General features: G+C 54.4%; 9 protein-coding genes. 3 read left to right on the forward strand and 6 right to left on the reverse strand.

The window, feature by feature from the left end; genetic code table 11:
* Window positions 1-527 precede the first annotated feature (527 nt).
* From ABD920_RS20320 to ABD920_RS20335, 4 genes are all read right to left on the reverse strand, one after another.
* On the reverse strand, window positions 528-1,421 hold the full coding sequence (locus ABD920_RS20320) for a LysR family transcriptional regulator (RefSeq protein ID WP_345161700.1): 894 nt from the start codon (window positions 1,419-1,421) through the stop codon (window positions 528-530).
* Window positions 1,422-1,550: 129 nt separating this feature from the next.
* Window positions 1,551-1,988 carry a hypothetical protein gene (locus ABD920_RS20325; RefSeq protein WP_345161702.1) on the reverse strand — a complete coding sequence of 146 codons (438 nt, stop codon included), beginning with the start codon at window positions 1,986-1,988 and terminating at the stop codon, window positions 1,551-1,553.
* Window positions 1,989-2,417: 429 nt separating this feature from the next.
* Window positions 2,418-2,840, reverse strand: coding sequence for a hypothetical protein (locus ABD920_RS20330; protein ID WP_345161704.1), 423 nt, complete (start codon window positions 2,838-2,840; stop codon window positions 2,418-2,420).
* A gap of 610 nt (window positions 2,841-3,450) precedes the next feature.
* A complete protein-coding gene (locus tag ABD920_RS20335; RefSeq protein ID WP_345161706.1) occupies window positions 3,451-4,254 on the reverse strand; it encodes a hypothetical protein in 804 nt (267 codons plus the stop codon).
* Between the two features lie 487 nt (window positions 4,255-4,741).
* On the opposite strand from ABD920_RS20335, the gene ABD920_RS20340 reads away from it, so the two are divergent.
* Window positions 4,742-8,182, forward strand: coding sequence for a class I SAM-dependent DNA methyltransferase (locus ABD920_RS20340; RefSeq protein WP_345161708.1), 3,441 nt, complete (start codon window positions 4,742-4,744; stop codon window positions 8,180-8,182).
* A 372-nt stretch (window positions 8,183-8,554) separates the two neighbouring features.
* On the opposite strand, the gene ABD920_RS20345 is transcribed toward ABD920_RS20340, so the two are convergent.
* Window positions 8,555-9,985 carry an APC family permease gene (locus ABD920_RS20345; protein WP_345161709.1) on the reverse strand — a complete coding sequence of 477 codons (1,431 nt, stop codon included), beginning with the start codon at window positions 9,983-9,985 and terminating at the stop codon, window positions 8,555-8,557.
* A 310-nt stretch (window positions 9,986-10,295) separates the two neighbouring features.
* Here ABD920_RS20345 and ABD920_RS20350 point away from each other — a divergent pair, with 310 nt between their 5' ends.
* Entirely contained in the window at window positions 10,296-10,475 is a 180-nt protein-coding gene (locus ABD920_RS20350; protein ID WP_345161710.1) for a hypothetical protein, read from the forward strand.
* Window positions 10,476-10,644: 169 nt separating this feature from the next.
* On the opposite strand, the gene ABD920_RS20355 is transcribed toward ABD920_RS20350, so the two are convergent.
* Window positions 10,645-11,940 (reverse strand): hemolysin family protein, encoded by a 1,296-nt coding sequence (locus ABD920_RS20355; RefSeq protein ID WP_345161712.1) that lies wholly within the window; start codon window positions 11,938-11,940, stop codon window positions 10,645-10,647.
* 1,006 nt (window positions 11,941-12,946) lie between these two features.
* Here ABD920_RS20355 and ABD920_RS20360 point away from each other — a divergent pair.
* Window positions 12,947-14,278 (forward strand): hypothetical protein, encoded by a 1,332-nt coding sequence (locus ABD920_RS20360; RefSeq protein WP_345161714.1) that lies wholly within the window; start codon window positions 12,947-12,949, stop codon window positions 14,276-14,278.
* Window positions 14,279-14,691 lie beyond the last annotated feature (413 nt).

The raw sequence follows: 14,691 nt of genomic DNA on the forward strand, positions 1-14,691 counted from the left end.
CTTACTGCTTCTTTTCCTGCAGGGAACTACTTGCTCATAAAACCTGGGGTGAGCGGATAAGTTTGGGCTTTATATAGGGCCGGCTCCAGGATTTCCCATTTACCACTACATATATAATTCAGCCGCACTCTTCCTCTCAGCAAAGGTATCAGAACCAGCCAACAGCTGCCTTTCAGTGTTTGTTTATACAAATATACGGCTGATAAACAGGTCGTGCCAATCGTAAAAAATGATTTAGAATAACTTAAAGTTATACTGAAAGGAGCAGCGACGAAGGCAGCAGGTAGCAGGGGCACATCGCTTGTGCAACACACAGTGGGACTATAACCCTATCTTCCTGCTGCTCAACGTATTGAAATGCAAAAACGGTATACCAGCTTCTGCGACATGAAGAGCAATTACGGGAATAGCATGCAGGCTGCTGCAGCAGGATGGCGGGAACAGAAACATGATTCCGCTGCAGCCAGGCAGGGGAGCAAGCGGATAACTATATATAAACGGCAGCCGGATCAGGCGCTGTTATATAATCAAAAGCTATGGTTCCGGGTCAGGAAGCGGATGAGCAGGGAGGACAGGCCGCCTTCCGGGCCTTGCGGCGTGATGAAGTAAAAGTTGCGGTGGATCGGCAGCTTCCGGATCCCGATGATCTTGAGCGTCCCATTTTCCAGTTCCCGGGGGATGGCGTGCAGCGACAGGAAAGCCATGCAGTCGGAGTGCTGCAGGTACGACTTGATCGCCTCGGTGCTCCCGAGCTGCATCTCAACGGACAGGTCGGCCAGGCGGATGCCCTTTTGCTTCAGCGCATCGGCGATCACCTCCAGTGTTCCGGAGCCCGGCTCCCGCAGCAGGAGCGGGATCTTTTTCAGCTCCTCCGGCCTGATCTCCTCCTTTTTGGCCAGTGCGTTTTTACTGCTGCACACCAGCACAATCTCATCTTTCAGAAACGGGGTATACTGAATCTCCCTGCGCTTGGATTTCCCCTCGATCACGCCCATCTCGATCTTCTTGTGCAGCAGGGCCTGCTCGATCTGCTCGGTGTTGCCGCTGAGCAACTCCACCTTCACGTCCTGGTGGATGCTGTGGAAACGGGCGAGCAAAGGGGGCAGTATGTACTGCGTGATGGAGGTGCTGGACCCGACATGCAGTACGCCCTTGAAAGTCTGGTTCAGTTGGTTAAGGTCGAATTCTATCTGCCGGTATATCTCCTGGATGGCTTCCGTGTGCCTGAGAAGCACTTCCCCGGCAGGCGAGAGCAGCACTTTGTTGCCCCGCCGGTCGAAGAGGGCCAGGTTAAACTGGCTCTCCAGCTCTTTTATATGCTTCGTGACGGCAGGCTGGGAAATGAGCAGCTCTTCGGCCGCCTTGGTGAAGTTTAGCCGCCTGGCCACCGTGTAGAATACTTTGAGACGAAAGTCGAACATCTGCAATAATAACCATATTCCGGGAAGAGAAGCAAATACCGGCCGTTGAAGTGCCCGCTTGCCCAAAGCGCGTGCAGCGGTGAAGGATGGCCGCGGAGGGTTGGTTAGCGCACCACAGCGGGCTGTTGTTTACAGCGGCACATGTTCAACATCGTAGGAGGTCAGCCACGCGACGGCCTCTTCTCTGACGGTAAAGTTCTGCAGCAGGAATGGGAGCGCCTGCGTTTCCCTGATGTGTTGGATGTTGCCCTGCGCCGTGGTTTCTACCGCCGCGCTCGAAGATTGCAGCCGCGCCACCTTCTGCACCCGGGTCTTCATCAGCCCGGCAGCCAGGTAGGTGGCCACTTCCCTGCTTTCCGCCTCGCTCACCAGAATCAACGTCCTGGTCGAGTCGAGCAGCACCCGCTTCACATCGTAGTTCCTGACGTTATCAACCAGGATGTCGATGCTGTGCTTGATCTCGGGAATCAGAAAGCCGTGCAGGTCGGGATAGCCCACGTCCAAAATATCGGCAGCCGGGCTGTAGTCTAACTGTATAATGCTGTTCTTGAAAAGGATCATCTGCACAAAGTCATAGCTTTTGCAATATAGCTATATATGGCTTCTTAAAAAAGCAAACCGCCTGAAAGGTGCCGCGGGCCACGTGAGCAGTTTTACGCCCGTGGCTGGGGGGACGGGTTGGTGATTAGCAGGGCCGTTGATAGGTAGCGCAGACGTGGCGGGACCTCCGGACACCGCGAGGTCTGCGGACGGCCTATATGTGCCCCGTATATGCCGCCAGTTTAGCGCCAGCGCAAATGTGGCTTACTATGATGCCAGTTTGTAACTGGCGTTCCTCAAGTTCCGGTTTCGCCAGTTACAAACTGGCTACCCTATTCAACCACCAGTTCCCGCTTCGCTCAAACTGGCGGTGTGTTTCAAAAACAGCAGCCTGCGGCTGAGAGGGAGGCTATTTTTTTGAATTTGCCGCCTACCCGCGCGCCTGCCCCGAAGGGTTCAGTCAGAGAACAGCCACTCCATTGCTTCCTCCTTCGACACAAACTCCCTGGTTTCGCAGGGCATCGGCAAATTCGAGGCGAGGGCGTAGATATTTTCGATGGCTATTTGCTCGAAAACATCAAGGGACAGGATGTTGGCCACGCGCCTGAGCTTGCTGTGTTGCAGCAGTTGGGCTGAGCGGTTGGCGATCCATACCTGGTCCTCAAGGGAGGGGGCATGCATTTTGGAGAAATCAGCGAGGATGAGTTCCACGTCGTGGGCCAGGATATACTCACAGGCAAAGAGCATCGCCTCCCGGAGCTGCGGACTGGGAATAGTGTGCCGCCACTCGTTCCAAATAAATTTTTCGGGCGGGTTGTGCCGGATCGTCACGTACTCCTTCTGCAGGGCAACCGTAAACTCTAACGCGCTAAGTAACATATAACCAGGAACAGATACAAGCTAAAAGGGCGCTGTATATGGTACGCAGACAATAAAAAACGGCCAGCTTTTGCCACAAAATTTAGTAAATGCCAGGCAGCAGTCCGCCTATTTTCACCGGGAGGCAGCAGCATGCCGCGCTTTGGGAACGGAACCCCCTACCTCCTACAAAAAATGGCAAACGGGCTGGTGCCTGTTGGTATTGAGCAGCGTGGCAGAAGCAGGAACAGAAAAAACTCAGCCCTGCCACCTCCCAAGGTGCTCATCCTCACCCCCTTCATGCAAATATAGATCGAGGTTCGCATAAAAACCAAACGGCGCAGAAAAGGCAGCTTCTATATAACTCAAGTAGCGAGTTAACTTCACTGTTGAAACATGCCCCACCCCTACTCCTTCGTTGACAAGGGGCCCCAACCCCTGGAGGGGAATAAACTACTCTTGCGGAAAATTCCCCTCTTGGGAGGGGCAGGGGTGGGTTTCCCCCAAACATACCGCCAGTTTGAGCGCAGCGGTAACTGGTGGTTGGGCATGGCAGCCAGTTTAAACCGGTGCAGTATGGATTGTTAGTTCTAAAACCAACAATGGCTTTAGAACTAACAAGAGCTTCCTCTCAATTAGTACAACCGTCTTGTGTAATCGCTACCAGTACTTCCTGTTCTTTTTCTGGCCCGCCTTTAACTGATTCGGCCAGCAACATCCCGATGCCCTCAGCGTATGACTTTCTCTCAACCGCATCTGGCTCTAGCGCTGTAAAATCTTCGGTTGTGAGTGTTTGATGGTACATGCCATATGGCACTTTTACTGTTCTCTTGCTTGGCAGCACTTTTCCCTGGTCTTCAGCTTCACCCTCATAGTACTCCTGGTAGTATACCTCGCCAATGTGTTCCCACGGATCTGCCCACATGATGATGCCCGGTTTTGCGCCGTCTACACCGGCTTCCCAGGAGCCTTCTGTGCTCGGTATTCCATCTTCAAAAGCCGTGGTGGCCTCACCCATGTACCATACATTGCCCTCCATGTCCTGCGCATACCAGTCGTACGTCTCTTCCAGTACCTGGCCTTCTTCATCAGTTTCCACCACATGCACCACCCTGGCAGTTATACCCAACGCAGCAATTAGCTTTGTTTCACACAAAGTAGTTGAGGTGATATAAATTGTCTCTGTTTCATTGCGATCTTTGGTGGTGTTTACATAATGAAGCGTCTCACCGGGCCTCAGAGGAAAGTATGGGTTGTCAACATCAGCCGTAAAGTCAGCCGGATCAATCACAACATCCAGTATTTCATCCCCGGTTAAGTTACTTATTACAGCATCTGTGCTAAGGGGATCAGGAACAAGTGAATCATCTTTACTACAGCCAGTAAATAACAATACCATGCTTGTTAAAAAAGGTATCAAAACAGCACTTTTCATAGGTAGTAGATTTATAGTTAAACTTCAGGTATCAATTAAAGCCAATGAAAGTTATTGCGAATCAGGCAAGGGCAGGTTATAGTAGGTGAACTGGGAATGGAGTATCCATCTAAATACAAACGCATTAGCCTGGAATAGTGTTGTATTTTTAAGACTAAATATAACTTAAACTGATTTATATCAAGATTGCAGGTGCCCACACGCCGCCAGTTTGAGCGCAGCGGGAACCGGTGGTTGAATAGGGCAGCCAGTTTGTAAAGGCACTAGCCAGATCTTTACTTTCTCCGGTTACAAACTGGCCTCCTATATAGCCACATTTGCGCTGGCGCTAAACTTTCGCCATGAGTGGGCACGCTGCGGGGCCGATGAAAACAGTGTTTGAACAGCGTAAATATCGTAAAATTTTTATATAATGCATCTTTAATTCTACAGACGCCCCGGAAAACAAACCATGCCCCATACCCCTCCCCCCGCCATCGCGCCATTTATGTCCCGATGGAAAGCCTCCGGCGCTTCGGAACGCGCTAACTACCAGCTGTTTCTAACCGAGCTGTGCGAGCTGCTGGGCGTGGAGAAGCCGCGGCCGGCCTCCGACAAGGTGCACGAGGCGACCTATACCTTTGAGCGGCCGGTAGTGTTTGACGACGGCGAGGGCAAGACCAGCACCAACTTCATCGACCTGTACAAGAAAGACTGTTTTGTGCTGGAGGCCAAGCAGGGCTCCGACAAGGCAACGGCCACCGAGGCAGAGCTACTGGGCGCGGAACGGGCAAAAACAAAGACAGGCACCGCCACCCGCGACACCCGCACCTGGGACCGCGAGATGAAGAAGGCCAAGGAACAGGCCCTGCGCTATGCCCGATGCTTACCCGACAGTTGGCCGCCTTTCCTGGCGGTGGTGGATGTGGGCTACTGCATTGATCTGTATGCGGATTTTGCGCGGCAGGGAAAAACCTACGTACCCTTTCCGGACCCGCTGAACTACCGGGTAACGCTGGACGAGCTGCACCGCGAGGAGGTGCGTGAGCGCCTGCGCATGCTCTTTACTGACCCATTGGAGCTGGACCCCAGCCGACGTGCCGCCCGCGTAACCCGGGCGCTGGCCGAGCGGCTGGCGAAACTGGCGGCCTCGCTGGAAGCAGCGGGGCACACGCCGGAGCAGGTGTCGGGTTTTTTGATGCGCTGCCTCTTTACCATGTTTGCCGAAGACGTGCAGCTGCTGCCCGGCAACTCCTTCACTAAACTGCTGCAGGACTACCGCCGCAACATCGCCTACTTCCCGCACGCGCTGCAGGCGCTCTGGCAAAGTATGGACAAAGGCGGGTTCGATCCGGCCCTGCGCACGGTTATCCCGCAGTTTAACGGCTATTTGTTTAAAGATCCCGAGGCGCTGCCCATTACGGAGGCACAGCTCGATTTGCTGATACTGGCTGCCGAGGCCGACTGGGCTGATGTGGAGCCTGCCATTTTCGGTACGTTGCTGGAGCGGGCTTTGCAGCCGCGCGAGCGCCACAAACTGGGCGCCCACTACACGCCCCGCGCCTACGTGGAGCGCCTGGTAATGCCAACCGTTATTGAGCCGCTGCGCGAAGAGTGGGAAGCAGCCCGCACCGCCTCGGCCATATTGGAAGACAGCGGCGACGAAGCCGGAGCACGCAAAGAGATCGAAAACTTCCACCGCCGTTTGTGCTCGGTGCGCGTGCTGGACCCGGCTTGCGGCAGCGGCAACTTTCTGTACGTCACCCTGGAGCACCTCAAAAGGCTGGAGGGCGAGGTAACCGAGTACCTCGACCACTTCCCGGGGCAGAAAACCCTCGATATGACGGGCGGCTATACCGTAACACCGGCGCAGCTGCTGGGCCTGGAGGTAAACCCACGGGCAGCGGCCATCGCCGACGTGGTGCTCTGGATCGGCTACCTGCAGTGGCACTTCCGGGCGCACGGCTCGGCTACCCGCCTGAGCAACCCCATCCTGCGCGAGTACGGCAACATCAAACAACAGGACGCGGTGCTTAGCTACTCCGACCGTACACCGCGCCTCGACAGCAACGGCCAGCCCGTTACCCGCTGGGACGGCCACAGCACCAAGCCGCACCCGGTTACCGGCCAGGAAGTGCCCGACGAAACCGCCCGCACTATCACCTACGATTACCTCGACCCCAAACCCGCCACCTGGCCCGAAGCCGATTTTATAGTAGGCAACCCGCCGTTTATTGGTGCAAAGTATATGCGTGATGCTTTGGGAGACGGTTATGCAGAAGCCGTAAGAAAAGCATATAAAGGTGCTGTGCCGGAGAGTGCGGACTTCGTGATGTTCTGGTGGCACAAAGCTGCTGAGATTGTGCGATCTGATAAGGCAGAGCGATTCGGCTTTATCACCACCAATAGTATAAAACAGACTTTCAATCGCCGTGTGATTGAAGCGCAGATGCAGGCGAATCCGCCGCTTTCTATCACACTTGCCATACCTGACCATCCTTGGGTAGATAGTGCGGATGGTGCAGCAGTAGAAATTGCCATGACAGCAGCTGAAAAAGGAGAAGCAGTAGGAAGGCTTTTAACCGTAGTTTCAGAAACTAAGACTGATGGATTAGAAGTGCAGGTAACATTTATTGAAAAGGATGGACCAATCCAATCTGATTTAACTATAGGTGCAGCATTAGCTTCTGTAGAACCTTTAAAATCGAATTTACAACTATGTAGTAGAGGTGTGCAGCTGATTGGTTCAGGCTTTATCATTACCAAGAATGAAGCAGAAAAAATTGGTTTAGGTGAAACACCAGAATTAGAAAATTACATAAAAGAATATCGTAACGGTAAAGACTTGACAAGTTGTCCAAGAGGAGTTATGGTTTTAGATTTTTTTGGATTGAACTCTGAAGAAGTAAGGGCAAAATTTCCCGAAGCATACCAATGGATTTTAGAGCGAGTTAAACCTGAAAGAGTAGCAAAGGCACATTCTAAAGATGGAGCTGGGTATGCAAAAAAATGGTGGCTATTCGGCAAGACCAGAACGGAGTTAAGAAAAGCTCTAAAAGGTTTAGAAAGATATATTACAACTGTAGCAACTTCTAAACATCGATTTTTCCAGTTCTTAAACATAGATGTTTTACCTGATGATGCATTAATCAATTTTGCATTAGATGATGCGTTCCACTTCGGAGTTCTATCAAGTAACATTCATATTTCATGGACTTTAGCAACTGGCAGTAATTTAGGTGGAAATACTCCTCGGTATAATAACTCTGTTTGCTTCGACCCCTTTCCCTTCCCTGCCGCTACCGAAGCGCAGCAGGAGCAGATCCGAGGTATAGCCGAGCAACTGGACGCACACCGCAAGCAGCGGCAGGCGCAGCACCCCACGCTCACCATCACCGACCTATATAACGTGCTGGAGAAACTGCGGTCGGGCGAGGCGCTTACTCCCAAAGAGCAGAAAACCCACGAGCAGGGGCTGGTCAGCATCCTGCTGCAGCTGCACCAGGAGTTGGATGCCGCCGTAGCCGCCGCCTATGGCTGGCCCGCCCACCTGCCCGAAGATGAAATACTCGAGCGCCTCGTGGCCCTGAACAAGGAACGCGCCGCCGAAGAAGCACGCGGCCACATCCGCTGGCTCCGCCCTGCCTACCAGAACCCGCAAGGTACCCAGCAAACCGATATGGGCATCGAGACAACTGCCAAAGCCGTGAAATCCACCGCCAAAGAAGTGCTGGCCTGGCCGAAAACGCTCTCGGAGCAGGCGCAGGCCGTGCAGCGCGCCCTGCAACTGCACGAGCGCCCGGCCACCGCCCAGGAGTTGCTGCAGCAGTTCAGGCCCGTCGCCAAAGCCCAGCAGCCCCAGCGCCTCCAGCAGATCGACAGCCTGCTACAGACGTTGCATGGCCTGGGCTTGCTGCGCAAAACAGAGCAGGCGCAGTACGTGAAGTAGCATCAGGATGGACAGTTTTCCGGCACGATTCGGACAGGGGATTTTGAAACACTATTTTGGGGCGAGGAAGGTCGTGCACCCCTATGCCTCCCTCACATGCCGCAAGTTTTGCGTCAGCGCAAATGTGGCTATATAGGAGGCCGGTTTGTAACCGGCGTAAGTAAAGATCTGGATAACGCCTTTACAAACTGGCTGCCATGCTCACCACCAGTTCCCGCTTCGCTCAAACTGGCGGTATATGGGGGTATATGGGTATATATATAATTTTTTTTTGTGCTCCCTCTCCTGTTTTTAGGAGAGGGCTGGGGAGAGGTTAAATTCCCCTCGTCAGGCAAGGGCAGGGGTGGTTGGAGCACCTCGGCAAAGCCCGCCTCAGGAAGACACCTTGTCCTGCGGCGGGGCCTCGACCCGGCCTTTCTTTCTTTTCTCGAACCACCAGTACATCGGGATGCCGGTCAGCATCAGCACCATCCCGATGCCCGCCTCGCGCGGGCGCACCAGGATGGTGTTGAAGAACAGGGCCACGCAGAAGAGCACCATGATGGCGGGCACCACCGGGTAGCCCCACACCTTGTAGGGCCGGTGCGCGTCCGGCATCTTCCGCCGCAGCACAAATACCCCGAACGTGGTGGCCCCGTAGAAAATGAAGACCGCGAAAATCACCATGTCCGTCAGCTGGTCGAAGGTGCCGGAGAGCACCAGCAGGCAGGCCCAGATGCACTGGTACAGGAGCGAATGGGCCGGCACATGAGCCTGGTTCAGGTCCGCCGCTTTCCGGAAGAACATGCCTTCGCGGGCCATGGCAAAATAGGTGCGGCTGCTGGCCAGGATGGTGGCGTTGGTGCAGCCCAGGGTCGTGACCAGGATGAGCACCGATATAAACACGGCCCCTCCGTAGCCCCAGAACGTCCGGACCGCCTCCACGGCCGCAATCAGGTTGCGCGCCGCGTGCACCTCTTCCATGGCCGCGACCGGCAGCAGGGCCAGGTACGTCATGTTCACCAGCAGGTAGATGGCCACCACCGTCAGCACGCCGATGGTGATGCCCCGCGGGATGTTGCGGTGTGCGTCTTTGATCTCACCGCCCAGGTAGCCGATGGCCGCCCAGCCCTGGTAGGCCCAGAAGGCTGCCAGCATCGCCGCGAAAACAGCGCTGAAGGTGACGGGGACGGCACCGGCCGTGGTCGCCAGGGTAAAGCTGCTGCCTATATCCGCCTGCCTGCTGCCCAGCCCGAAAAACACAATAATGGAGATGCCCGCAAACACCAGCAGCAGGATGAGGGTGCTCAGCCCCGCCCCGAACTTCACGCCCTTCGCGTTCACCCACGTCAGCAGCACGATCAGGAGCATGGCCGTCAGCTTCACGCTGAGGCCGGCAAAGGGGAAGAACGTACCGGCGATGGAGAAATCGGCCAGCCCGCTCAGCAGCGGAGGCAGCGGCAGAATGCTGTTGAGCGACTGCGCAAACACGTAGGCCAGCGACGATATGGCCGCCGTCTGGATAACCGCGAACAGCGACCACCCGAAGATAAAGGCGAAGAAGCGGTTATATATCTTTTTGTAGTAGGCGTACTCCCCGCCCGTGTCTGCCAGCAGGCCCGCCACCTCGGCGTTGCTCAGGGCACCGAACAGGGTAATGATGCCCGCCAGCGCCCAGCAGAGGAGCACCCACCCCGGCGAGTGCAGTTCTGCGGCCATGGGGGCCACCTTCTTATATACCCCGGAGCCCAGGATGTTCCCGATGACAACCACAATAACAAGGCGTAAGCCCAATGACCGGTCGAGTTGGTCGTTCTTGCCCATATTGTCTACCCTTTGTTTGCGAATACTTTGCCTGTGCTGCTGAAATATGCTGCTTTGCAGGGAGGCATTTTACCTTGCCGCCGCAGCCGTTGGCACCGGAGCAGCGGCAGGCTTAAAACGAATATAGGCATTATAACGCACACCTGTTACGGCGCTGCGTGGGGTCAGGGTAATAGCAGCGCGCCGTGCCCGCTTTTTGTTCCCGTGCCGGCACCGCGCGGCGGCGCGCTTTGCTGCGTCTGGCTCCGGGCAGCCGTAACCCATGCCCCCTAAAACCGGTACGCTATATAAAACACTAAAAAATACAACTATGAGAAACTTACACCGCAAGTGGCTTTACAGCCTTTCCTTTTTGTTGCTAACTTTCACGATGAGCGGCTGCGACCTGATCGGCGACGTGCTGGAGTTCGGATTCTGGACTGCGATCATCATCATCGTTATCCTCGTGCTGATCGTCTACTTTATATTGAGAATGTTCCGGGGCAGGTAAGCTTGCCTGGCAGACGCATCCAAGGAACAAACCAGGGTATTTGAAAAGACAAGCAGGCAGCGGAACAAAACGCAACTGCCGGATGGGCCCCGCAGCTATATATAGGGCAGGCCCCATCTGCCTTTTTCCCCTGCTAAGCCCTATATAGGCTGTGCGGCGCGCGCAGCCGCTAAGCTGTGTCCGAAACCGGTTTGTGTGTCAGGATCACCTTGTCGACCTTCACCCCGTCCATGTCGATGATCTCCAGCTCAAAGTTGTTGTGCTCCAGCTTCTCCCCTGCCGTCGGGAACCTGCCCAGGTGCTGAATAATAAAGCCGGCTAAGGTGGAGTAATCATCGGAGTCTTTCCTGATAAACTCCTGCTTCAGTTCCTTGTTCAGCTCGCGGATGGGCACAGAGCCGTTCACCAGGTACGACCCATCCTCCCTCCGCACGATGGCAGGCTCACTTAGCTCATCCACGTCCGGCAGGTCCCCCACAATAGACTCCAGGATATCATGGAGGGTGATGATGCCCTCGATGGAACCGAACTCGTCCACCACGATGCCCATATACTGCTTCTGCTTCTTGAAGGTGTTCAGGACAGCATTGGCCAGCATGGACTCAGAGATATAAATCGGCTTCTGGATGATCTCCATCAGCGGCTTCTGCCGGTCCGACAACAGGTAGCCGTAAAAGTCCTTCACGTGCAGCACGCCCACCAGTTTATCAAAACTCCCGTCCGACACCACGAATTTGGTGTGGGCGCTGGCCTGCACCATGTCCTTTATCTTTTCGATGGGGTGGTTGATGTCGATCCACTCCACGTCCAGGCGGCGCGTCATCAGGTTCTTGGCCCGCTGGTCCGCGTAGGTGAAGATGTTCTGGTGCAGTTCGCTCTCTTCCTTGGCGAGAATCCCCTGCCTGCCCGCCGTCTTGATGATCTGCCGGATCTCCTCCTCCGACATCTTCTCCTCGGTCGGCTCCTGCACTCCGAGCAGCCTGACCGCCAGGTTCGTGGACCCAGAGAGCAGTTTGACCAGGGGCATGGTAACCGTGGTGAACATTTTGATGACAGGAGCCACGGCCAGCGCTATCTTTTCGGCGTTGCTCAGGGCGATGGACTTGGGGATCAGTTCCCCTACCACGATGGTGAAATACGTGATGAGCCCGATCACGAGCACAAGCGAGAGCGTGTCGGCGTACGGAGCCAGGAAACCGATGCCGAGCATCCAGGCCCGCACGTCATCCGACAGCGCGGCGCCACCGTAGGCACCCGACACAATGCCGATGAGCGTAATGCCCACCTGGATGGCGGAGAGAAAATCCTCAGGCGAATCGAGCAGCGCCAGGATAGTCTGCGCGTTCTGGTTGCCCTGCTTTGCCCGCTGCTTTACCCTGTTCTTGTTTACAGATATGATAGAGAGCTCGGAAAGGGCAAAGAAGCCGTTCAGCATCGTCAGGAGTATCAGGATGAGTATTTCCATTTTATGAATTAGGTCTGATAGTAGTAGTACGGTGCCGCAAAAAGAAAATTTACCGGCTTTTCAGCTTAGGCAAAGGGGCGGCGGGTTGTGCGGCGGGTATATATAAAATGGAAAGCTGAATCTCAAGGCTTTAGGGTTCGACACCACCCACGTTATCATCAGGAGAAAATCTGGCATAAACACCTGCCGCCTTTAAAAGCACCAAATATACGCCTCCCATTTCAGCCACCAAAGGCTATTGGCACATGCCCCGTTTCAGGTTTCGCTTAAAAGAAAAGCGTTTAGCCGGCTCAAACAGGATAGAGCCGGGTTTTAAAATGAATTCCTGCTCCCCGTTTTATTTCGCAGCCACAGCTTCCCGCCATCACACCACCTTCTCTTTCTCTTTGCAAAGCTTTTAACCTGAATTATCCTGATCGAATTGAAAAGACGATTGCGGTTAAATTAAAATAATATAAAATTTATATGGATAAATCCTACTTTGTTTCGTAGACAAAAAGGTCCTGCCGCTACTGTTACAGGTATTCCCCTAGGTTTACCTGCACATGGTTCCTGCATCTTATAAAGCATATGATCCAAGGGGCCGCTTTTGCCTCTACTGTTGGCAGAAGTGCGCATGTAATGCAACACTTACGCACGTTTCACCCCACGCTGTGTAAGACAAATTTCCCCAACCTGCTATTCGTCTGGATAGCTGCTGCCCCATCTTCTATCTGCAGAAGCGTGAGGTGCATCTGTTGGGAAGCGTAAGCCGCCTCGTACGATGTGGCCTGCGTTTTTTTGTTCCGCCTCCGTCCTTTTACATAAAACGACAGTTTCCTCCCTGCTGTCACCGCTGTCCAGCTGCGACAGCAGCTACCGCAATATCTCTCATTGTACCACCATATATACACACATGGAAGCATTAACCAATCACTTTAAAGCTACAGGCCGTACAGGCGAGCCTACGCAGCACGCACAGCATTTGTCCGTCAGGGCCATGGGGTTACAAGCTGTTAAAGAACCTGTGCTACAACTTGTAAAACATACACTCCCCCCAAGGCAGAAGGCGGGGCTATCAGGCATTACGACCTGCCTGATGGTAATCCTGCTGTTGTTTACCCAATGCGACGCCATGACGGAGGAGGAACCTCTGCCATCCGCTAAACAGGCCACCACAAAGGCGCCGGACGGTGTGACGACCACTTTACAGACGATCACAACGATGGACGGTGCGATCGCACAGGTGGAATGCAGCCAGGAAATACTGCCTTCCGGGGAGATCATCCTGATGTGCATGCCTGCCCAGTGGAACGGGGAGCTGATACTGTACGCCCACGGTTACGTTCCTGAGTTTGAGGAGCTGGCGCTTCCCGATGAAGCAGCTATCTATATGCCGCTTTTCACCAGCTTCGGTTATGCCTTTGCCACGACCAGTTACGGGGAGAACGGCATCGCCGTCCAAAGCGGGCTGGAAGACATGATTAACCTGCGCGAAAGGTTTATCCAGCGGTACAGTGCGCCGCGGCTGATCTACCTTACGGGCGGTTCACAGGGTGCCCTTATCACAACGCTCGCCATGGAGCGGCACCCCGAACTCTTTAGTGGCGGCTTGTCCTTGTGCGGGCCGTGTGGGTACTTCCAGGGGCAGCTGAATTACTATGGCAATTTCAGGGTCCTGTTTGATTACTTCTTCCCGGGCGTGCTCCCCGGAGATGCCGTGCATATTCCTACTGAGCTTAGTGCGGGCTGGGAAAGCTACTACGTGCCGCTTGTTCTGCAGGCGATCAGCCAGAACCCGGAAGCAACCTTAAAACTGCTCCGCACCGCGCAGGCTCCCTACGATGCAAATGTGCCGGGCTCCATCGAGACAACCGTGATAGGAGTGCTTACCTATGATGTGCGCTACATCGAGAACGCCAAAAGAGTATTCGGCGGCCAGCCGTTCGACAACGAGAAGCAGGTGTATTTCGGAACAGGGAGCTTTCGCGAGGATGTCAGGCTGAACCTAAAGGTACAACGTTTCTCGGCTGATAAAACGGCGCTCCGGGAGATAAGGAAGAACTACGAGACCAGTGGCGAGCTGAGCAAACCGCTGGTGAGCGGACACACCACGAAAGACCCTATCGTCCTGTACTGGAACATGCCGCTTTACCAGGCCAAGACCGTGCTGAAGGGAACAAGCCCCCTGTTTAGCGCACTTCCCGTCGACCGCTACGGCCATTGCACTTTCACGGAGCAGGAAATAATAACGGCCTTTGGTCTTTTGTCCCAAAAAGTAAAAGGACAGGAGCTGCTTGCCCGGGAGTGCGACGCAACAGGCAAAATCATTCGGGCGGTTACGGTGCTAAAACGCTGATCCCTTGTTTGTGTTCCCTTGCAATCCTACCAGGTCCTGATAAAACGGGATAAGGTTGTCCCTTTTTATCAGCAAGGTGTAAAGCCCTTCTAGTCCAGCTGGAGCTAAGAGAAATAAGCGTTTGCAGCCCTTGTGATGCTACCTGGTTTCAGGCGGGCCGGTACGCTTCCCGAAAGGGGCTCTCAAGCACCTGAAATCCTCCCGAAACACGGGCAGTACCCTAGGTGTTAGGGCGGTGGTGAAAGTTACAGTGACTGTGCTTATAGAGAGCTATTTCCAAGTATTCAATCGCACAGAGACGGGATATAATTTCCTCAGGTAGCGCTATATAAAACTGATTGGGTTTTAATGGCTGATACCCCACCCCCAACCTCTCAAGAGGGGAATTCTTTTCCTTGTAAGAGAGATTCCCC

Origin of the sequence: Pontibacter saemangeumensis (assembly GCF_039541895.1) — a bacterium.
In the GTDB taxonomy this organism is placed as follows: domain Bacteria; phylum Bacteroidota; class Bacteroidia; order Cytophagales; family Hymenobacteraceae; genus Pontibacter; species Pontibacter saemangeumensis.